We start from the raw sequence: 18,635 nt of genomic DNA, 5'->3' as shown, positions 1-18,635 counted from the left end.
CGGCTGTCCTCCATTTCTGTCAACGGTGCAGATGTCGCGTCAGCCGGCCCTCGACGCGGTCGATCGTGATCCGCAGCAACTCGACCATGACGAGATAGATGAGCGCGGCCCAGACATAGGTCTGGAAATCGAAACTGCGCGAAAAGGCACGACGCGTCTCGCCCATCAGGTCATAGACCGTGATGATGGAAACGATGGCCGAACCCTTGATCATGAGGATGACCTCGTTGCCATAGGGGCGGAGCGCCACGAGCAGCGCCTGGGGCAGGATGATCTTGCGCAGCGTCTGCCAGCGCGGGAGCGCAAGGGCCGCCGCTGCCTCCCACTGGCCGCGGCCGACGCTTTCCACCGCGCCGCGCAGGATCTCGGCCTGATAGGCCGCAGTGTTGAGCGTGAAGGCGAAGACAGCGCAAAACCATGCGTCCCTGAAGAAGGTCCATAGCCCGATCGCCTGGAGCTCCGGGCGGAAGGAGCCGAGGCCGTAATAGACGAGAAAGGTCTGGGCGAGAAGCGGCGTGCCGCGGAAGAAATAGACATAGGCATAAGCGAGGGAGGAAACCACACGGTTCTTCGAACGACGGCCGAAGGCGATCGGTATGGAAAGGAGGGCGCCAGCCACAACCGAGACCACCACGAGCTTGATTGTGATCCAGAGGCCGGAGAGATAGTCCGGCGCATAGCGTTGAACGATCTCCGGATTCCAGGAGGAAACCAGGAAATAGACAATCCCTGCGCCCATAAGCGCCCAGAGTCCGAGCAGCGTGAGGCCGGTGATGCGCGCCCCGGTCCATCGCCTCTCTGTCCCCGGCGGAGGGAGGTTGTCGAAATCTTCTACGCCATGGGAAACGCTCATCGCGCCGGCCCGCTCAGGGAAACGCGGCGCTCGATCGCGCTGAACGCAAATGAGGAGAGTACCGCGAGGACGAGATAGATGAGGCAGGCGAGACCGAAGAAGAGGAACGCCTCCTTGGTCACGCGCGCGGCCACGCCGGTCTGGCGCAGGATATCCGCAAGGCCGATGACGGAGACGAGCGAGGTCTCCTTGAGCAGGATAAGCCAGAGATTGGAAAGCCCCGGAAGGGCGAGCCGGATGAGCTGCGGCAGGATGACGAGCCGCATCGTGCACCAGCGGGAGAGCCCGACGGCGTAGGCGCCTTCATACTGGCCCTGCGGGATGGCGCGGAACGCCGAGACGAAGACCTCGCTCGCATAGGCGGAAAAGACGGCTCCGAGCGCCACCATGCCAGCCACGAAAGCGTTGATCTCGATGGTGACGCCGGTGCCGGCGAGCCGCATCACCTGCTGAACGGCGATCTGCGCGCCATAGAAGACCAGAAAGAGCGTCAACAGCTCCGGCAGACCACGGAAGATGGTGGTGTAAATGTTCGCCGCAAGTCGAAGCGCGGAATCGGCAGAAATCTTTCCAAGTGCCACCGCGAAACCCACGGCAAGCCCGAAAGGCAAGGTGGCAAGGGCAAGGAAGACGGTGACGAGCACGCCGCTCGCGATCTCGTCGCTCCATCCCTCGGGGCCGAAGCTCAGGAAGGTCAGAATGCCGTCCATCTCCCGATCGCGCCCCTGCTGTCTCCGGTTTTGAAAGAGCAATTGCCGGCATGCCGGACCGCCCGGAATCGCTGCGCGCCGTTGAACTGCGCATACCCGGCCATGTCAAGCGGCGGGATTTCTCCCGCCGCGAAGGCTTACGCCGCCAGCGTGGCCCTCAGCCGCCATAGACATCGAAATCAAAGTACCTGTCGTTGATTTCCTCGTACGTTCCGTTTTCGCGGATGGCCTGGATCGCGGCGTTGAACTTCTCACGCAGTTCGTCCTCGCCCTTGCGGATGGCGATGCCGATGCCCTCGCCGTAGATTTCCTCGACGGGCGGCAGCGTGCCGAGCACCTTGCAGCACTCACCGTCAGGCGTCTTCAGCCAGTCCTGCAGCACGATCACGTCGTCGATGACGGCGTCAAGCCGGCCGTTCACCATGTCGAGCTTATATTCCTCGGCGGTGGGATAGACCCTGACCTCGCTGTCGGGAAAGGTCGCCTCGGCGAAATTGGCATGCGTTGTGGAACCCTGGGCGCCGATCACCTTGCCGGCGAGGTCCTCCTTCGTCACGCCGGTGATGTCGGACTCCTTCGACACCACGAGCGCCGGCGGCGTGTTGTAGTATTTCTCCGTAAAGTCGACCTGCTGCTTGCGTTCGTCGGTGATGGACATGGAGGCGATTATGGCGTCGAACTTGCCGGCCTGCAGCGCCGGGATCATGCCGTCCCAATCCTGGGTGACAAATTCGCATTCGGCGTTCATCTCCTCGCACAGCGCCCGGGCGATATCGACATCGAAGCCTTCCAGCTTGCCGTCCGACGTCAGATAGTTGAAAGGCGGGTAGGCGCCCTCGGTGCCGATCTTGATCTGCATCTTCTCCTGGGCCTGGGCCGCACCGACGGTGAGCGCCAGGAACGCTGCCGAAAGACCGAGTGCAATACGCCGTTTGATACGCATCATGTTCCTCTCTGTTATTGTGCCCGGCCATCTGTGAGGATGCCGTGGCCTGAAGGGGATATTCCCACCCTTCGTGGAGGAATTGCAACCTTGAAGCTTTGCAATTGCCTGCTTTTCACTTTGCGTGGAGAGCGCAGCGCCCGGCGACGAAGTCCGCGATCGCCGCGATGTCGTCCAGGGCGAAATGTGGAAGGTCGCTCTCCACCGGGTGATCGCTGGCAATTGCGGCGATGCCGGGCACCAGGTCGGCGAGCGGCGCCCGGTCCTTGGCGGCGAGCCTCCTGCATTCGATCTTCGGATGCGACGCCGTCTTGAAGCCCTCGACGAGCACGAGAGCGCAGGGGGAAAGCCGCGCCAGGATGTCCGGCAGGCCCGGCTCGTCCTCGCCACGCAGCTCATGCATGATGGCCCAGCGGCGGCTGGATACGATCGCCGTCTCCGTCGCACCCGCCTCCCTGTGGCGGAACGAGTCCGTGCCCGGCTGGTCGATGTCGAAGGCGTGATGCGCGTGCTTTATCGTAGCCACGCGCAAGCCGCGCCGCGCAAACTCGGCGACGAGCCGCTCGGTCAGCGTGGTCTTGCCCGAATTTTTCCAGCCGGTGATGCCGAACACCGCAGTCATCGCTTGCTCCCCGCCGCAATCCGCTCCGCAGCATCCAGATCTTGCTTCGTATTGATGTTGAAGAAGGGATCGACGCCACCTTCGATGGAAAAGTCCACCACAATCGGCTCGTCCCGCCCGCCGGCATAGCTGCGCATGGAAGCTGCACCATTGGTCCGCAAAAACGCCTCCAGGTCATCGGCCAGCGAGACAGGCCAAAACGCGAAGGTCGGATGTATACGCCCGCCGGAGCTGCCCAGAACGATGCGGCTGGCCCCGTCCGCGGCCTCGAGGAAGTGTTCCACCAGATCTCGCGGAAAGAACGGCGTATCGCAGGCGACCGTCGTGACATACGGGCACGCCTGGGCGCGCGCCCAGGCAAGACCGGCAAGGACACCGCCGAGCGGCCCGAGCCCGGGGAGGGGATCGGAGATCACCGGGAGAGCGAAGGATCCAAAGCGGGCCGCATCACCGTTGGCATTGATGGCCATGCATGCCACCTGCGGGCGAAGCCTGTCGATGACATGCGTGAGGATGGGGCGGCCGGCGATCGTGCGCAGGGACTTGTCGCCACCTCCCATCCGGGAGGATTGGCCGCCTGCCAGCACGACACCCGCTATCCTGCCGCTCATGCGTCCTTCTTCTCAGAGATCGCCCTTTTCACGCGCAACCTGCATCACATAGAGCGTCGCTGCAACGCCGCAGATGGACGAAAGGAACATGACGATGAGGAGGGGATACGGCCCCGACTCTGTCGTGAGCAGCGCACCGGCGACGACCGAAAGGGCAGCACCTGCACCGATCTGGAACGCGCCGCCCAGACCAGACGCGGAGCCGGCCAGATGCGGCCTCACGCTCACCACGCCGGCATTGGCGTTGGGAAGCGTGATGCCGTTGCCCATGCCGACGAAGAAGGTCGGCGCAAAGAAGGAGAGGGGATGGTGGTAGCCCGCCAGGAAGAGCGGAATGGAAAGCGCTGTGCCGAATGCGGCGATCACATTGCCGGAAAGCATCATGCGATTGATGCCGATGGCGCGGGAATAGCGGCCGGAAATGAAGTTTCCGATCATGTAGCCGGCGGCGACCAGGATGAAATACGTCCCGTAGCCGGAGGGTGACAGGCCAAGGATCTCCGTCGCCACGAAGGGACCGCCGCCGAGAAAGGCGAAAAAGGCTCCGGAGGCAAAGCCGGCAGTGGCCGCGTAGCCCCAGAACCGCCGCGAGCGGAAGAGCTCCGGATAGGCGCGGAACTGGGCGGCGATGCTGGAGGACGGACGCATGTTCGTCTCACCCAGATCGAGATAGGCCAGGAGCAGGGCGAGACCACCGAGGAGCAGGGTAAGGTGGAAGGTTGACTGCCAGCCATAGGCCTCGTCGAGGATTCCGCCGATCAGCGGCGCAACCATCGGCGCTACCGTCATGCCCATCGTGACATAGCCGATGCGACTCGCCGCCTCGTCGGATCCGACGGTATCGCGCACGATCGCACGTGACAGCACCATTCCTGAAGCGGAGAAGGCCTGCAGCACCCGGCATGCGAGCAGCACCTCGATAGTGGGCGCAAAGACGGCACCGAGCGTTCCCGCGCAAAAGATCGCAAAGCTCGCAAGCAGCACCGGCCGGCGGCCGAACCGGTCCGAAGCAGGCCCGATGCCGAGCTGCAGCACGGCGGTCGCGGCGAGATAAAGGGAGACGGTGAGCTGAACAAGGCGGTAGTCGGCCTGGAAATGCTCCGCCATTCCCGGCAACGACGGCAGGAAGATATTGGTTGCCACCGACGCAGTCGCCGCCATGGCGACGAGCGTTGCGATATGTGGCGGAGTGGTGTTGTCGAATGGCCGGACGGTCATTTCTTTCGGTCGATCCGTTTCCTCAAGCGCCGTCCGGCGCCATGCCGGGAGCCGTGCTTTCGGCGATCGGGCGTTTCCGGCCCGCCACGCGTTCCCGGTAGAGTGCATAAAGCCCCGAAGCCACCACCAGGGTTGATCCCAGCAGCATCAGGCCGTCCGGCACATCGCCGAAGACGAGATAGCCGAGCAGGACGGCCCATAGAAGAGCCGTGTAGCGGAAAGGGGCCATGAAGGAGATCTCTCCCTGTCGCATCGCCATGATGACGAACTGGTAGCCGATCACGATGGCGCCGGCCGCGCCGAAGAGAAAGGCTGCAGACGGCAGCGTAAGCGGGGTCCAGCCGCCCGTAAGAGGGATGAGAACGAGACCGCAGAGCGTGACACCTGTAGCGGTGGCCGCGGAAACCCAAGCGGTCGGCACGTCGGCGGGGATGAAGCGGGTCGAGAGGTCGCGCACCGCGCAGGCAGCGACGGTGGCCAGTGCCAGAAGCGACCAGGCGCTGAAACCTTCGAAACCCGGGCGCACGATCACGAGCACCCCGAGAAAGCCGACCGCGATGGCGCTCCAGCGCCGCCAGCCGACCGGCTCGGCAAAGACGAAGGTCGCTCCCATCGTCACGGCAAGCGGAAGGGCCTGTAGAACGGCCGTGACATTGGCGAGCGGCAGGTGGCTAAGCGCGAAGATGAAGGAGACGGTGGCCGTCATCTCGCAGGCCACCCGCGTGAGCACGGCCTTGCCCGAAAGCACCCGGAGCGGCGGGACGCTGCCGGCGCGCGCAATGAGAAAGACCAGGAGGGCGGTCGCAAAGACGCCACGCAGGAGAATTGCCTGTCCCATGTTCATGGATGGCAGCACCGATTTCACCAGCGTGTCGTTCACGGTGAAGCCGGCCATGGCAACCGCCATGAACAGGGCACCGCGCAGATTTGCCGAAAGGGCCACTGAGGATCCGATGATCGATTCGTAAGCCTCACTTATGACCGGCCGGCGGGAAATGGCAATCGGGCCAGATCCACGAAACGATTGTCAACCGCCCGTCACGCTCATGTGGCGGGAAACGGCGGGTCGATGCGTATGGCGGTCGATGACGAAATCATGGCCCTTCGGCTTGCGGCCGATCGCCTCGTCGATAGAGCGGGAAAGGAGTTCGTTGCCCTCGGATGCGCGCAAGGGCGCACGCAGGTCGGCGGCATCCTCCTGGCCCAGACACATATAGAGCGTTCCCGTGCAGGTGATGCGCACGCGGTTGCAGCTTTCGCAGAAATTGTGGGTGAGGGGCGTGATGAAGCCGAGCCTGCCGCCCGTCTCGGTCAATTCCACATAACGCGCCGGCCCTCCGGTCTTGTATGGGATGTCGGCCAGAGTGAACTGTTGCTCGAGATTCGCGCGGAGTTCCGAGAGCGGCAGATACTGATCCGTGCGGTCGACATCAACCTCGCCGAGCGGCATCGTCTCGATCACCGTCATATCCATGCTGCGGCCATGCGCCCAGCGAAGCATCTCCGGTATTTCTTCCTCGTTGAAGCCGCGCAGCGCCACCGTGTTGATCTTGATCCTGAGGCCCGCCGCCTGCGCCGCATCGATGCCGCGCATGACGCGGTCGAGAACGCCCCACCGCGTGATGGCACGGAACTTCTCCGGATCGAGCGTGTCCAGGGAGACATTGATGCGCTTCACGCCGTATTCCGCGAGTTCCGCTGCAAAGCGCTCGAGCTGCGAACCGTTCGTCGTGAGCGTCAATTCGTCCAATGCGCCGGTCTCAAGATGGCCCGACAGCTGTCGCACGAGATGCATGATGTTCTTGCGCACGAGAGGTTCGCCACCCGTAAGACGCAGGCGCCTGACGCCCTTTTCAATGAACACGTTGCAAAGACGCTCGAGCTCCTCAAGGCTCAAAAGGTCCTTCTTGGGAAGGAAATGCATGTCTTCCGCCATGCAATAGACGCAGCGGAAGTCGCAGCGATCGGTCACCGACACGCGCAGATAGGTGATCGCGCGGCCAAAGGGATCGATCATGCTGCTCTGTTCGTCCATGAAATGCCTCGTTACCCGTTCCATGTCGGGTCTGGAGCGTGCCTTTTCAACCGAAGCTAGCATCCCCGGCCCGCTCCCTGCAACGATTTCCCATCGAGCCTTTTCATCCCCGGTTCGGTCGCGTAGGAAGCCGTGCGGAGGAAAGCCGATGCGACCACCGAAAGAGTTGAGGGTCTCCAGGGACCGGAGATTTCTCACTGCAAGATTTTCGGACGAGGAGCCCGTCGAAATCAGTGCAGAGATGCTGCGCGTTCTGTCGCCCTCCGCCGAAGTGCAGGGCCATTCCCCGGACCAGCGGGTGACGGTTTTCGGCAAAAAGGATGTGGAGATCGCCCGCATCGATCCGGTCGGCAATTACGCCGTCCGGATCGTGTTCAACGACGGTCATGAAACCGGCCTTTATACTTGGAGCTATCTCGCGGAACTCGGCCATGAGCGCGACCGGCTATGGCAGGACTATCTGCGTGAACTCGAAGAGAAAGGATTGAGCCGTGAACGTTGAAGAGCTTTCCCGTCCGCAGTTCATCGAGACCGTAGAGGAGCTTGAAGCGCTCTACGGTCGGCCGGGGCGGACCTCCCTCGTCAAGGAAATCGACCGAATCATCCCCGCCTATGCGGCCTTCATCGAGGCCTCTCCGTTCGTGGCACTTGCCACCGCAGGTCCCGAGGGTCTCGACTGCTCCCCGCGCGGCGACCAGCCGGGCTTCGTGCGCATACGCGACGAGCACACCCTGCTGATGCCGGACCGGCGCGGCAACAACCGCACCGACTCGCTGCGGAACATCGTGCGCGAGGGGCGCGTCGGTCTCCTCTTCCTGGTGCCCGGATCCGGCACCACGTTGCGCGTGAACGGACGGGCGCGGATTTCCATCGACGAAGAGCTGCGTGCATCCTTTGCGGTCGAGGGCAGGGCACCGCGCTCAGTGATCGTGATCGGGATCGACAGCATCTATTTTCAATGCGCGCGGGCGATCCACCGGTCGCGCCTGTGGGAAGAGGGCGCGAAGGTCGACCCCCGCAGCTTGCCCACGCCGGGCGACATGCTCGATGAACTGAGCCGCGGTGAGGTCGACGGGCAAGCTTATGACGCCGAATGGCCAGAGCGCGCGGCGAAGACGATGTGGTGACGGACAGAGCTTTCGCTCGGCCGGAGCGTTAATCCCAGAACGCAGAACGCGGATTGTGATTCCGCGGGAGGAAACCGTTGCGGTTTCGGATCCGGCCGCGCCTCACCCCAGGCGATCTTTACGATTTAGTTACGGGAGGAGGCCATCGTGGCCATCGGTGATTTCATTGAATCAGTATAGTTTCGACCGAGATTTATAGCCGCAACCGCTTCTGATGGCGGGCGGCAAGGCTTTGGCAGTGGCGAGCAGGCAAAAGAGGTGCTTTTCGTGACGAAGACGTTCCTGGGATCGGGGCTTTCAACGCTGGCATTGACAGCGGCCCTGCTTGGCTCGACCTCGCCGGCCGGCGCCGAGCGCTATCTGTTCGACATCCTGTTCGGAGACCGGGGAACGCAGGGCAGTTCCGCCCAGATGCAGCAAGGGCGCGACGGCGGATGGCGGAACGCGGTTCCGCAGAGGAACGTGGCGCCCGGGCGCGCTGGCCCCGAAGGGGCGCAAAGGGCAGTCCCGCAAAGGCAAACCCCGCCCGCTGCCCAGATCGCAGCGCCGCGCTTTCATGACTTCGCCGCACCTCCTCTCGCCAGAGTAGACTTTGCGGGGCTCACCTCGGCCGTATCGGGCTCGGTCGGCGATGACGCCGCTTCATCCTTCATCAAGGCGCTCGATGGCCTGTCCGGTTTCGAACTTCTCGCCGAGAAGAAGATCGCCGCGGCACTCGTCGAATATTACGCCGAAAACCCCCATTTCATCTGGGTCGACGAGAGCGGCCCGAACGAACGCGCCGACAAGGTCCTAGACGTGCTGGGCAATGCCGATTCCTTCGGTCTGTCCCACGTCGACTACGCGGTGCACGTGCCTCTTCCGGCGGACGCGCTCGTCGCAAATCCGGACGACCGCATGAAAGCGCTCGTGCGTTTCGAGATGGCGCTTACGGCGCGGGTGCTGCGCTATGCGCGCGACGCCAAGCTCGGCCGGCTCGATCCCGACAAACTTTCGGGCTATCATGACTTCCCCACCAAGCGGTTCGATGAGAAGACCGTGCTCCAGGTCCTCGCCTACACCGCGAAACCGGTCGCCTATCTCCATTCGCTCCACCCGCAGAACGAGCTTTTCGCGGCGCTCGGTCAGGAGCTGAAGACGCTGCGCGCGGAGGCCGGCGACGAGATCGCCGTCGCGCGGGATACGTTCGTGCGGCCGGGTGGAAGCCATCCGGAATTCTCGAAGATCCTGCGCATCATAGAGCGCGATGCCGACGACGAATTCCGCGCCGAGCACGGCGCCCTCCTCGTGGCGCATCTGGGCAGCGAGACCTACGCAAAGGAACTCGTTCCCATCATCAAGGCCGCGCAAAGGCAGCACAACCTCAAGCCGGACGGGATTGTCGGCTCGCGCACCGTGAACGCGCTTGCCGGGGAATCGAAGGCGGAGCGCATTCAGAAAGTGCTGCTTTCCATGGAGCGGCTGCGCTGGCACCCCTCCTATCTCGGCAGCACGCGCGTGATGATCAACGCGCCGTCCTTCACCGCAAGCTATAGCGAGGACGGCGTCGAGAAGCTTTCCATGAATGCGGTGGTGGGGAAGCCCTCGAGCCAGACCTATTTCTTCCATGACGAGATCGAATATGTGGAGTTCAATCCCTATTGGGGCGTGCCGCGCTCGATCATCGTCAACGAGATGCTGCCCAAGCTGCGGCGGGATCCCGGCTATCTGGACCGGGCGGGCTACGAAGTGATCGATCCACGCGGCAAGCGCGTCTCGTCCACGGCAGTGAACTGGTCGGCCTACGGGGCGAATGTCCCCTACGGCGTCCGTCAGCCGCCCGGGTCTCGGAACGCCTTGGGCGAACTGAAGATAATGTTCCCCAACAGTCATGACATCTATATGCACGACACCCCGGAGAAATCGCTCTTCAGCCGTGCGAGCCGGGCCTACAGCCATGGCTGCGTGAGACTTGAGGATCCGCGCGCCATGGCGGCAGCCGTTCTGCGCACCACGGTGGACGATGTGGCCGGCGAGGTGAGGAAGGGCCGCAACATGCGCCGTGACGTGCCAAGCAGGATTCCTGTCTATGTCGGCTACTTCACAGCCTGGCCCGGACAGTCGGGAAGCGTCTCCTATTATGACGACATCTATGAGCGGGACGCGCATCTCCGCAAGGCGCTGGCCAAGGTGGAAGCCGGGCGCCGGGCAGGCGCCGACCCGCTGCTAGTTGCGCCAGAAGGTTGGCGTGAGAAGCACGAGGACGGCAAGGATCTCCAGGCGGCCGAGCAGCATACTCGCTGAAAGGATCCACAGGGCGTAATCATTCAAGGTGGAAAAGTTCCCGGCCGGGCCGACGATCGGTCCGAGCCCGGGGCCCACATTGGTGAGCGCGGTGAGCGTCGCCGTGATCGCCGTCAGGATATCGAGATTGCCGGCCGCAAGTGCGATGCTGCCGGCGACCCATACCGCGAAGAATGCGATCATGAAGAGCACGACCGAGCGCTGCATCTCCTCGTCGATGATGCGTGTGCCGTATCGTAGCGGCTGCACCGAGCGCCCGTAGATCAGGGTGCGCAGCCCGTTCTGCAGCATGCGTCCGAGGACGAAGAAGCGGTAGGCCTTGATCGCCCCCGAGGTGGAGCCGGAACAGCCGCCGAGAAAGGTCGCGAAGAAGACCATGACGACCGCGAACGGCTCCCAAAGCGTGTAGTCCTCGCTTGAATAACCTGTCGTGGTGATGATGGACACGAGGTTGAACGCCGAACTCGTGAGCGCATCGCCGAAGGGAATTTCGTTCACGACTCGCCTGTGGATGGCGACCGCGAGCACGATCACGGCCGTGTAGGTGAGAAACAGCCGGATCTGGGGATCGCGGAGGGCATCGAGCCGGCCGCGCACGACGAAGAGAATCAGGATGGAGAAGGGCAGGGCGCCCAGGATCATGAAAACGATGGAGACCCAGAGGATGGGCTTGCTGTCGAAATATCCGAATGAGGCGTCATGGGTGGAGAAACCTCCGGTGGCGATCGTCGTCATCGAATGATTGATTGCGTCGAAGGTGCTCATGCCGGCCAGAGCGTAGCTCACGGCGCAAAGCACCACCAGCACGAGATAGATGGCCACGAGTGCGCGCAGGAAGCTCGCGAGGCGATCGAAGGGACGCTCCTCTATATCCGAGGATTCGATCTGGAAATAGGAGAAGCTGCCGACATTGAGGAAGGGCAGAAAGAAGAGTCCGAGCACCACGACGCCGAGGCCGCCGATCCCGTTCAGAAGCGACCGCCAGAGCAGAAGGCCAGGTGGCAGTTCATCGAGGCCGGAGAGCACGGTGGATCCCGTCGTGGTGATGGCGGAAATGGATTCGAAGACCGCGCCGGCGAATGTGATGTCCAGAGCCGCATAGAGCGGCAAAGCGGCGATGACGCCGAGCGTGACCCACAGCACCACGACGAGCAGGAAAGCAAGACGCGTCGAGCGCACTGGCGTGCGGTCGCGCGTCGCCGCCGCCACGGTGAGCGCGATGGCGCCGGTGGTGACGGAGCAGACCGCGAAGATCTGCCAATCGCTATGGCCGTAATAGAGGTCGACCGCCGCGGGAATGAGCATCACCCCGGCGATATAGAGGGAGAAGATGGAGGCCACATAGGCGGCCGCCCGGACGATGGAACCGTGCACGTTGGTGGGCTTCCGGATTGGATGCTTGATTTCAGTCTAGGGCGTTCTCAGCGTTCCCGTCCGCACCTCCCTTCAACGAGGGCGGGACGGATGAGAGGACGTCGATCCGTGACGCATAACCGGGAGAGAGGAGACAGGCCGTGGGATGTCGAAAATGCGGATCATCTTTGAATCACGCTGGCTGCGCCGGATCGTTCGACCCCGCCCATAGTACGTTCCGCGCCGGAAGACCAGCAAGATCCGCCTTGCGCGCCAGTAACGCGAAAACGTCGTGCTTCTGGAGAACCGGGCCGGCCGCGTGCGGAAGCGGCCCGCTCACCAGCGGATGACGATCACCTCTTCACTTCCCTCGGCGAGTTCGACTGTCTCGCCGCCGCGGCCCGGACTGCCGCGTCTGGCGTGCTCGATCAGGTCCACCGCCACGATATCGGCGGCAAAGGCCTCGTCGACCTCGGCGACGAGGACCTGTGCTTCGGGAGGTGCATCCTTCAGTCTGTCCAAGAGTTCACGAACTTTCACGGCGGTCTCCTCTTTTTTCATCAACGGCCGGGCGGAGCGGCGGTTCCGCGCAGGCGCAGCCGGAGCGCAACTGCGGAGCGCTTCCTATGCGCTGTTCTGCTTGATTGACCGCTTCACCGTTTTTTGCCACATCACGGAGCGAAAGCTCGCCAGGGCACACGGCAAGTGCCGGAGATCGAAGGGGTGTTGCGCGCGTTGCGCGCAGAATCGGGAAAAGACATAAGATGAATGCCGATTTTTCCGCGCAGCGCGAAATGATGATCGAGGGGCAGCTGCGCACACAGGATGTGACCTCCGTCCCTCTTATCCAAGCGGTGCGCGAAATCCCCCGCGAGGTCTTCGTACCGGGGCGCCGCAAGAGCCTCGCCTATATGGACGAGGATCTGGAGGTCGCCGCGGCATCCGGCGAAAGCCCCGCGCGCTATCTCATGGAACCTGCGCGGTTCGGCAAGATGGTGCAGCTCGCAGCCATCAAGCCGTCCGACCTCGTGCTCGATATCGGCTGCGCCACCGGCTATTCCACCGCGGTCCTTTCCAAGATCGCGAGTTTCGTGGTGGCGCTGGAATGTGATCCGTCCCTTGCCGAAACGGCTTCCTCCCTGCTTGCTGAGCTCGATTGCGTGAATACGACAGTCGTCACCGGCCCGCTGGAAAAGGGCCACGTGGAAGAGGCGCCTTATGACGTGATTTTCATCGGCGGGGCGGTCGACTATGTTCCTGATTCGCTGCTCGACCAATTGGCTGAGGGAGGGCGGCTGGTGGTCGTCATCGGTCAGGGAAACGCGGCGCGAGTACATTTTTTCGTCAAGGAAGACGGGGTAGTGTCTTCACGGACGGAGTTCAATGCTGCGGTCAAGCCGCTGCCGGGCTTCAAACTGGAAAAGGGGTTCGTGTTCTAGTTTCTTTTGATCAGGCTGTTGTTGCTGATGCGCAACGGATTTGATCAGTTAGATGGTGTAACGTCCCACTTATGATGTGGGGCGCGTCCGTTTGATGGGGGTGGCACTCTCGGCCGCTACGCCATAAACAATTGGGCGTTGTCGACGTCCAGACCAACGCAAGGTGAGGTGGGTCGTGACATTTTTGCGAAGCCGTGTTCTGGCTGTCCTGGCAGCGGGTTCCGTTATCCTGTCCCCGCTTCCTGCGAGCGCGGAAACCATTCTCGGTGCGCTGGCAAAGGCCTACCAGAACAATTCCAGCCTCAACTCCTCGCGCGCCGGTGTCCGGGTCACCGACGAGAACGTGGCCATCGCCAAGTCGGGCATGCGGCCGCGAATCACCGGCAATGCCTCCGCACAGGTACAGAGGCGCGAGACCACCGACGTCAGCACCGGGCAATTCGGCATCACGCTCGAACAGCCGATCTTCGACGGATTCCAGACGCACAACAATGTGCGCGCCTCCGAAGCTCAGGTGCTTGCCGCCAACGCGGCCCTGCGCAATGACGAACTCAACCTGCTCTTCGATGCCGCCCAAACCTATATGCAGGTGATCCGCGATCGGCAGATTGCGGCGCTGCGCGCCGAAAACCTGCAGTTCTTGGAAGAGCAGGTGCGATCCGCCCGCTCGCGTCTCGAGGTCGGCGAAGGCACGCGCACCGACGTCGCCCAGTCTCAGGCGCAACGGCAGCTTGCCCTGGCCCAGCTTTCCGCCGCGAGGGCGCAAGCTGCTGCGAGCGCCGCCCGCTATCGTCAGATCGTGGGCGACGAGCCAGGCACCCTCCAGGCGCCGGATCCGCTCACCACGCTTCTGCCCGCGAGCCTCGATCAGGCAACTGCGATCGCGCTTTCCGAGCACCCGGCAATCGCGGCCCGGCAGCATTGGGTCGATGTCTATTCCTATCAGGTAAAGGTGGCGGAAGGGACACTGCTGCCAAACCTTTCCGCGTCGGCAAGCCTGACCAGCACGCGGACTGAGAGCAGCCCCTCGGCGCTGACGGACGGGACCCAGAACAGCGCCTCGATCGGTCTCAACCTGCGAATCCCGATCTATCAGGGCGGCGAAGCCTCGGCGCGCGTACGTCAGTCCAAAGAGACCCTGGGGCAAGCGCGGATCGACGTAGATGTCACCCGTGACGAGGTTCTCCAGGCGATCACGTCAGCATGGACCCAGTATCAGGCCGCACGCGAGACGGTCGCAGCCAACCGCGAACAGGTCAACGCCGCCCAGCTCGCATTGAGCGGCGTGATCGAGGAGCGGGATGTCGGCCAACGCACCACGCTCAACGTGCTGGACGCCCAGGCCGACGTCATCGATGCCCGCATCGATCTTGTCACCGCCCAATACAACGTGGTGGTGGCAAGCTATGCCATCGCCCAGGCAATGGGACGCCTGTCGCCGTCACGGCTCGGCCTGAACGTCGCCATCTATGACCCGCAGGAGCACTACCGGGCGGTCAAGGACAAATGGTACGGCCTCAGGACGCCTGACGGCCGGTAGGTGCGGCAAGGCGCGCTGCTTGCGACGGGCTTCTGGCATTTCTGTGCGAAAAGACAAGGAATTTTGCTGCGGGGATTCTCACCCGCGCGTGCCTTCGCTAGGCTAACGTCATGATTCGAAACAGCCTCGGGCCCATCGGCCGGGTCGGGGGCCGAATGTGAAAGCGGCGGCACGATGGCACAGGCAAGCAGCGTACAGCAGCGCGAACCCTCGATGGAGGAGATCCTCGCATCGATCCGGCGTATCATCGAGGACAGCGAACCCGGGGGGAGGGACGAACCCTCGCGGGAGCAGGAAACGACGTTCCGCAGTATCGGCGAGGTCGAAGATCTCCGCCCCGGTCTGACGGAGCCCTCGCGTTCCTCCCCGTCCGGAGAGGGCGCCCAGGCCGACTCCGGAGAACACCCCGAAAGCCCGGAAGCAGCGGGACACGCCCCGCAGGCAGCGCGCGATAGCCATCAATCAGTCCCATTCGATGCTTCCGAGGAAGACGAAGACGAGGACGGATTTTCCATTCCGGTTGCCGCCAACGCTCCTGCCGCGCCGCAGCCGGCGCAGGAGGAGGAGCCCGCTCACCGGCGTCCGTCCGCTGGTTTTTCCGCGCATTCGGCCGAATCGGACCGCCGTCCCATCCTCTCGACGCTTCCGGGCCGCAAGGTCGCAGCCGCCTTCGAGGAGTTGAACGAGGCTCTCCTGGCGAACCGCCGCAAGACGTTGGACCAGATGGCCGAGGAGATGCTGCAGCCGATGCTGCAGGATTGGCTGGATAACAATCTTCCGCAACTGGTGGAGAGGCTTGTCCGCGAGGAGATCGAACGGATCGCCCGCGGCGGCTGACCGATCGGGCGCCTTCTTTCCGGCCTCGCCGGGTATGGAAAGAATCGTAAATCGACGATTCAGCCCGCGCCGGGAGAGGGCCTGGTGGTCGCACAGTTGACTTGCCTTTACCCTTCGGCTTTACACCCACACACACATTGGAGCAGTTGCCGAAAGCCGGTCTCCGGCCACGTCCGGAACTGCAAGGGACAATGACTTGGAGCCGCCGTCCGGATTCCCTTGGGCCGGAACGGGTTGGGCGCCGGGCAACCACGGGCCATTCTCATGTTGGACAAGACCTACGATGCAGCCAGTGTCGAGCCGAGAATATCGGAACGCTGGGAGGAGGCGGGCGCCTTCAAAGCCGGCGTGGGATCCGCGCCGGGTGCCGAGACTTTCACCATCGTCATCCCGCCCCCCAATGTTACGGGCTCCCTGCATATGGGTCACGCGCTCAATAACACCCTGCAGGACGTGATGATCCGCTTCGAGCGCATGCGCGGCAAGAACGTGCTGTGGCAGCCGGGAATGGATCATGCGGGCATTGCAACCCAGATGGTGGTGGAGCGCCAACTCACGGAACGGCAGATGCACCGCCGGGACCTCGGGCGCGAGAAGTTCGTGGACAAGGTCTGGGAATGGAAGGAGGAATCGGGCGGTACGATTCTCAAGCAGCTGAAGCGGCTGGGCGCCTCCTGCGACTGGTCGCGCGAGCGCTTCACCATGGACGAGGGGCTGTCGAAGGCCGTTATCGAGGTCTTCGTCGCCCTCTACAAGGAAGGGCTGATCTACAAGGACAAGCGGCTGGTCAACTGGGACCCCAAGCTCCTGACCGCCATCTCCGATGTCGAGGTGGAGCAGGTGGAGGTGAAGGGGAACCTCTGGCACTTCCGCTATCCCATCGATGGTGCCCTGTTCGACCCGGAGGACAGCTCCACCTTCATCACCGTGGCGACCACGCGGCCGGAAACCATGCTTGGCGACACGGGCGTGGCCGTGCATCCGGAAGACGACCGCTACAGGCACCTGATCGGGAAGCATGTGATCCTGCCCATCGTCGGTCGCAGGATCCCGGTCGTGGCGGATGAATATTCCGACCCCGAGAAGGGGACGGGTGCGGTCAAGATCACACCCGCACATGATTTCAACGACTTCGAGGTGGGCAAGCGCCACGGCCTGCGCCTGGTCAATGTGATGGCGGCGGATGCCTCCATCGCCATCCTGGAGAACGAGGACTTCATGGAAGGGCTCGAACCGACCGAAATGCAGCGCGCCCTGTGGCAGCGGCTGCAAGGGCTCGATCGGTTCGAAGCACGCCGGCAGATCGTGGCCCTCATGGAGGAAGACGGCTATCTCGCCAAGACCGAGCCGCACATCCACTCCGTTCCGCATGGTGACCGCGGCGGGGTCCCGATCGAGCCTTTCCTCACCGACCAGTGGTATGTGGACGCCAAGAAGCTCGCCGGCCCGGCGATCGAAGCCGTGCGCGCGGGCCGCACGGTCTTCGTGCCGAAGAACTGGGAAAAGACCTATTTCGATTGGATGGAGAACATCCAGCCCTGGTGCATCTCCCGCCAGCTCTGGTGGGGGCACCAGATTCCGGCCTGGTACGGCCCGGATGGGCAGGTCTTCGTCGAACAGGACGAAGAGACGGCGCTGGAAGAGGCCATCCAGCACTATATCGCCCTCGAGGGGCCTTGGAAGGCGTGGGTTGAGGACAAGCTGGAGAATTTTGCGCCAGGCGAGATCCTGACGCGGGACGAGGACGTGCTCGACACATGGTTTTCCTCCGCGCTCTGGCCGTTCTCGACACTCGGCTGGCCGGAGAAGACCAAGGAACTCGCCACCTATTATCCCACCTCGGTGCTCGTCACCGGCTTCGACATCATCTTCTACTGGGTGGCCCGGATGATGATGATGGGCCTGCACTTCACCGGCAATGAGCCGTTCCACACGGTCTATGTGCATGCCCTCGTGCGCGACAAGAACGGCGCCAAGATGTCGAAGTCCAAGGGCAACGTCATCGACCCGCTGGACCTGATCGACAAATACGGTGCCGACGCCCTGCGCTTCACGCTGGCCATCATGGCGGCGCAGGGAAGGGACGTGAAGCTTGATCCGGCGCGAGTCGCCGGCTACCGCAATTTCGGGACGAAGCTCTGGAACGCCACGCGTTTCGCGCAGATGAATGGTATGGCCCACGATGCGAGCTTCCGCCCCGAGCAGGCAAAGCTGGCCATCAACCGCTGGATCCTGACGGAACTCACCCGCGCTGGCCGCACCATCACGGAAAGCATCACCTCCTACCGCTTCAACGAGGCAGCGGGAGCAGCATACCGCTTCGTCTGGAGTCTCTTCTGCGACTGGTATCTGGAGCTCTTGAAGCCGGTCTTCGCCGGCGAGGACGAGGCGGCGAAGGCCGAGGCTCGAGCCTGCGTGGCCCATGTGCTGGACGAAACCTACAAGCTTCTGCATCCCATGATGCCCTTCATGACCGAGGAGCTCTGGGCGTTGACGGGCGGGGAGGGCGGCCGGGACGAGCTTCTGGCATTGACGCCCTGGCCGAAGCCGAGCTTCGAGGACGAGACTGCGGCCGCCGATATCAACTGGCTGGTCGATCTCGTCTCCGGCATCCGCTCCGTGCGCTCGGAAATGAATGTGCCGCCGTCTGCCGTTGCACCGCTCATCGCCGTGGGAGCCCTCGATACGACGCGCGAGCGCCTCGCACGGCATGCGCCGGCCATCCGGCGCCTCGCCCGCGTTGGCGAGGTGGGCTTTGCCGGCGAGGCGCCGAAAGGCTCTGCGCAACTCGTGGTCGCCGAGGCCACTTTCTGCCTGCCGCTCGGCGACCTGATCGACCTCGAGGCCGAGGTCTTGCGGCTGGAGAAGGAGGTCGCGCGGACCAAAGGCGAGATCGACCGGTTGGAGAAGAAGCTCGGGAACGAGAAGTTCGTCGCCAACGCGCCGGAAGAGATCGTGGCCGCGGAACGGGAAAAGCTCACGGAATTCACGGAGGCAAAGTCCCGGCTGGAAGCGGCGTTGGCGCGCGTGCGGAAAGCCGCCTGATTCCCACACCCCTCCTCGC

At 63.3% G+C, this 18,635-nt stretch carries 17 protein-coding genes; 7 read left to right on the top strand and 10 right to left on the bottom strand.

What is annotated here, in order from left to right:
• Positions 1-19: 19 nt before the first annotated feature.
• From PVE73_RS13950 to moaA, 8 genes are all read right to left on the bottom strand, one after another.
• Positions 20-853 carry an ABC transporter permease gene (locus PVE73_RS13950; RefSeq protein WP_277362831.1) on the bottom strand — a complete coding sequence of 278 codons (834 nt, stop codon included), beginning with the start codon at positions 851-853 and terminating at the stop codon, positions 20-22.
• Complete coding sequence (locus PVE73_RS13945) at positions 850-1,563, bottom strand: ABC transporter permease (RefSeq protein ID WP_277362830.1); 714 nt, start codon at positions 1,561-1,563, stop codon at positions 850-852. The genes PVE73_RS13950 and PVE73_RS13945 overlap by 4 nt, the downstream gene beginning before the upstream one ends.
• Positions 1,564-1,720: 157 nt before the next feature.
• Positions 1,721-2,506, bottom strand: coding sequence for an ABC transporter substrate-binding protein (locus tag PVE73_RS13940; protein WP_277367457.1), 786 nt, complete (start codon positions 2,504-2,506; stop codon positions 1,721-1,723).
• A 115-nt stretch (positions 2,507-2,621) separates the two neighbouring features.
• The gene (gene mobB / locus PVE73_RS13935) at positions 2,622-3,128 is read right to left on the bottom strand and encodes a molybdopterin-guanine dinucleotide biosynthesis protein B (protein ID WP_277362829.1); all 507 of its coding nucleotides are present in this window, start codon (positions 3,126-3,128) and stop codon (positions 2,622-2,624) included.
• Positions 3,125-3,688, bottom strand: coding sequence for a molybdenum cofactor guanylyltransferase MobA (mobA, locus tag PVE73_RS13930; protein ID WP_346772420.1), 564 nt, complete (start codon positions 3,686-3,688; stop codon positions 3,125-3,127). Before mobA ends, mobB begins: the two co-directional genes overlap by 4 nt.
• Positions 3,689-3,751: 63 nt before the next feature.
• A complete protein-coding gene (locus PVE73_RS13925; protein WP_277362827.1) occupies positions 3,752-4,957 on the bottom strand; it encodes a multidrug effflux MFS transporter in 1,206 nt (401 codons plus the stop codon).
• A gap of 22 nt (positions 4,958-4,979) precedes the next feature.
• Positions 4,980-5,900, bottom strand: coding sequence for a DMT family transporter (locus PVE73_RS13920; RefSeq protein WP_277362826.1), 921 nt, complete (start codon positions 5,898-5,900; stop codon positions 4,980-4,982).
• Positions 5,901-5,984: 84 nt separating this feature from the next.
• Positions 5,985-6,992 carry a GTP 3',8-cyclase MoaA gene (gene moaA, locus PVE73_RS13915; protein ID WP_277362825.1) on the bottom strand — a complete coding sequence of 336 codons (1,008 nt, stop codon included), beginning with the start codon at positions 6,990-6,992 and terminating at the stop codon, positions 5,985-5,987.
• Between the two features lie 148 nt (positions 6,993-7,140).
• On the opposite strand from moaA, the gene PVE73_RS13910 reads away from it, so the two are divergent.
• From PVE73_RS13910 to PVE73_RS13900, 3 genes are all read left to right on the top strand, one after another.
• Positions 7,141-7,494 (top strand): DUF971 domain-containing protein, encoded by a 354-nt coding sequence (locus PVE73_RS13910; protein ID WP_277362824.1) that lies wholly within the window; start codon positions 7,141-7,143, stop codon positions 7,492-7,494.
• Positions 7,484-8,119, top strand: a complete 636-nt coding sequence (locus PVE73_RS13905) for a pyridoxamine 5'-phosphate oxidase family protein (protein ID WP_277362823.1) — start codon at positions 7,484-7,486, stop codon at positions 8,117-8,119. The genes PVE73_RS13910 and PVE73_RS13905 overlap by 11 nt, the downstream gene beginning before the upstream one ends.
• 267 nt (positions 8,120-8,386) lie before the next feature.
• The gene (locus PVE73_RS13900) at positions 8,387-10,402 is read left to right on the top strand and encodes a L,D-transpeptidase family protein (protein WP_277362822.1); all 2,016 of its coding nucleotides are present in this window, start codon (positions 8,387-8,389) and stop codon (positions 10,400-10,402) included.
• Here PVE73_RS13900 and PVE73_RS13895 read toward each other — a convergent pair.
• Complete coding sequence (locus tag PVE73_RS13895; RefSeq protein ID WP_277362821.1) at positions 10,325-11,776, bottom strand: TrkH family potassium uptake protein; 1,452 nt, start codon at positions 11,774-11,776, stop codon at positions 10,325-10,327. The genes PVE73_RS13900 and PVE73_RS13895 overlap by 78 nt on opposite strands.
• A gap of 315 nt (positions 11,777-12,091) precedes the next feature.
• Positions 12,092-12,295 carry a sugar phosphorylase gene (locus PVE73_RS13890; RefSeq protein WP_277362820.1) on the bottom strand — a complete coding sequence of 68 codons (204 nt, stop codon included), beginning with the start codon at positions 12,293-12,295 and terminating at the stop codon, positions 12,092-12,094.
• 224 nt (positions 12,296-12,519) lie between these two features.
• Here PVE73_RS13890 and PVE73_RS13885 point away from each other — a divergent pair, with 224 nt between their 5' ends.
• From PVE73_RS13885 to PVE73_RS13870, 4 genes are all read left to right on the top strand, one after another.
• Positions 12,520-13,194, top strand: coding sequence for a protein-L-isoaspartate O-methyltransferase (locus PVE73_RS13885; RefSeq protein ID WP_277362819.1), 675 nt, complete (start codon positions 12,520-12,522; stop codon positions 13,192-13,194).
• 175 nt (positions 13,195-13,369) lie between these two features.
• Positions 13,370-14,734 carry a TolC family outer membrane protein gene (locus PVE73_RS13880; protein ID WP_277362818.1) on the top strand — a complete coding sequence of 455 codons (1,365 nt, stop codon included), beginning with the start codon at positions 13,370-13,372 and terminating at the stop codon, positions 14,732-14,734.
• Between the two features lie 174 nt (positions 14,735-14,908).
• Entirely contained in the window at positions 14,909-15,571 is a 663-nt protein-coding gene (locus PVE73_RS13875; protein ID WP_277362817.1) for a DUF2497 domain-containing protein, read from the top strand.
• Between the two features lie 264 nt (positions 15,572-15,835).
• Positions 15,836-18,616: a valine--tRNA ligase gene (locus PVE73_RS13870; protein WP_277362816.1), complete on the top strand. Its 2,781-nt coding sequence runs from the start codon at positions 15,836-15,838 to the stop codon at positions 18,614-18,616.
• Positions 18,617-18,635: the final 19 nt, after the last annotated feature.

It is taken from the genome of Chelativorans sp. AA-79, from assembly GCF_029457495.1.
Lineage (GTDB): Bacteria > Pseudomonadota > Alphaproteobacteria > Rhizobiales > Rhizobiaceae > Chelativorans.
The sequence above is the reverse complement of the archived record's forward strand: the minus strand, read 5'-3'. Positions and strand labels throughout refer to the sequence as shown.

Coding starts and splice junctions, on each gene's coding strand:
- PVE73_RS13950 (WP_277362831.1), bottom strand. CDS start 853: ATGAGCGTTTCCCATGGCGTAGAAGATTTCGACAACCTCCCTCCGCCG.
- PVE73_RS13945 (WP_277362830.1), bottom strand. CDS start 1,563: ATGGACGGCATTCTGACCTTCCTGAGCTTCGGCCCCGAGGGATGGAGC.
- PVE73_RS13940 (WP_277367457.1), bottom strand. CDS start 2,506: ATGCGTATCAAACGGCGTATTGCACTCGGTCTTTCGGCAGCGTTCCTG.
- mobB (WP_277362829.1), bottom strand. CDS start 3,128: ATGACTGCGGTGTTCGGCATCACCGGCTGGAAAAATTCGGGCAAGACC.
- mobA (WP_346772420.1), bottom strand. CDS start 3,688: ATGGGAGGTGGCGACAAGTCCCTGCGCACGATCGCCGGCCGCCCCATC.
- PVE73_RS13925 (WP_277362827.1), bottom strand. CDS start 4,957: ATGACCGTCCGGCCATTCGACAACACCACTCCGCCACATATCGCAACG.
- moaA (WP_277362825.1), bottom strand. CDS start 6,992: ATGGACGAACAGAGCAGCATGATCGATCCCTTTGGCCGCGCGATCACC.
- PVE73_RS13910 (WP_277362824.1), top strand. CDS start 7,141: ATGCGACCACCGAAAGAGTTGAGGGTCTCCAGGGACCGGAGATTTCTC.
- PVE73_RS13885 (WP_277362819.1), top strand. CDS start 12,520: ATGAATGCCGATTTTTCCGCGCAGCGCGAAATGATGATCGAGGGGCAG.
- PVE73_RS13875 (WP_277362817.1), top strand. CDS start 14,909: ATGGCACAGGCAAGCAGCGTACAGCAGCGCGAACCCTCGATGGAGGAG.
- PVE73_RS13870 (WP_277362816.1), top strand. CDS start 15,836: ATGTTGGACAAGACCTACGATGCAGCCAGTGTCGAGCCGAGAATATCG.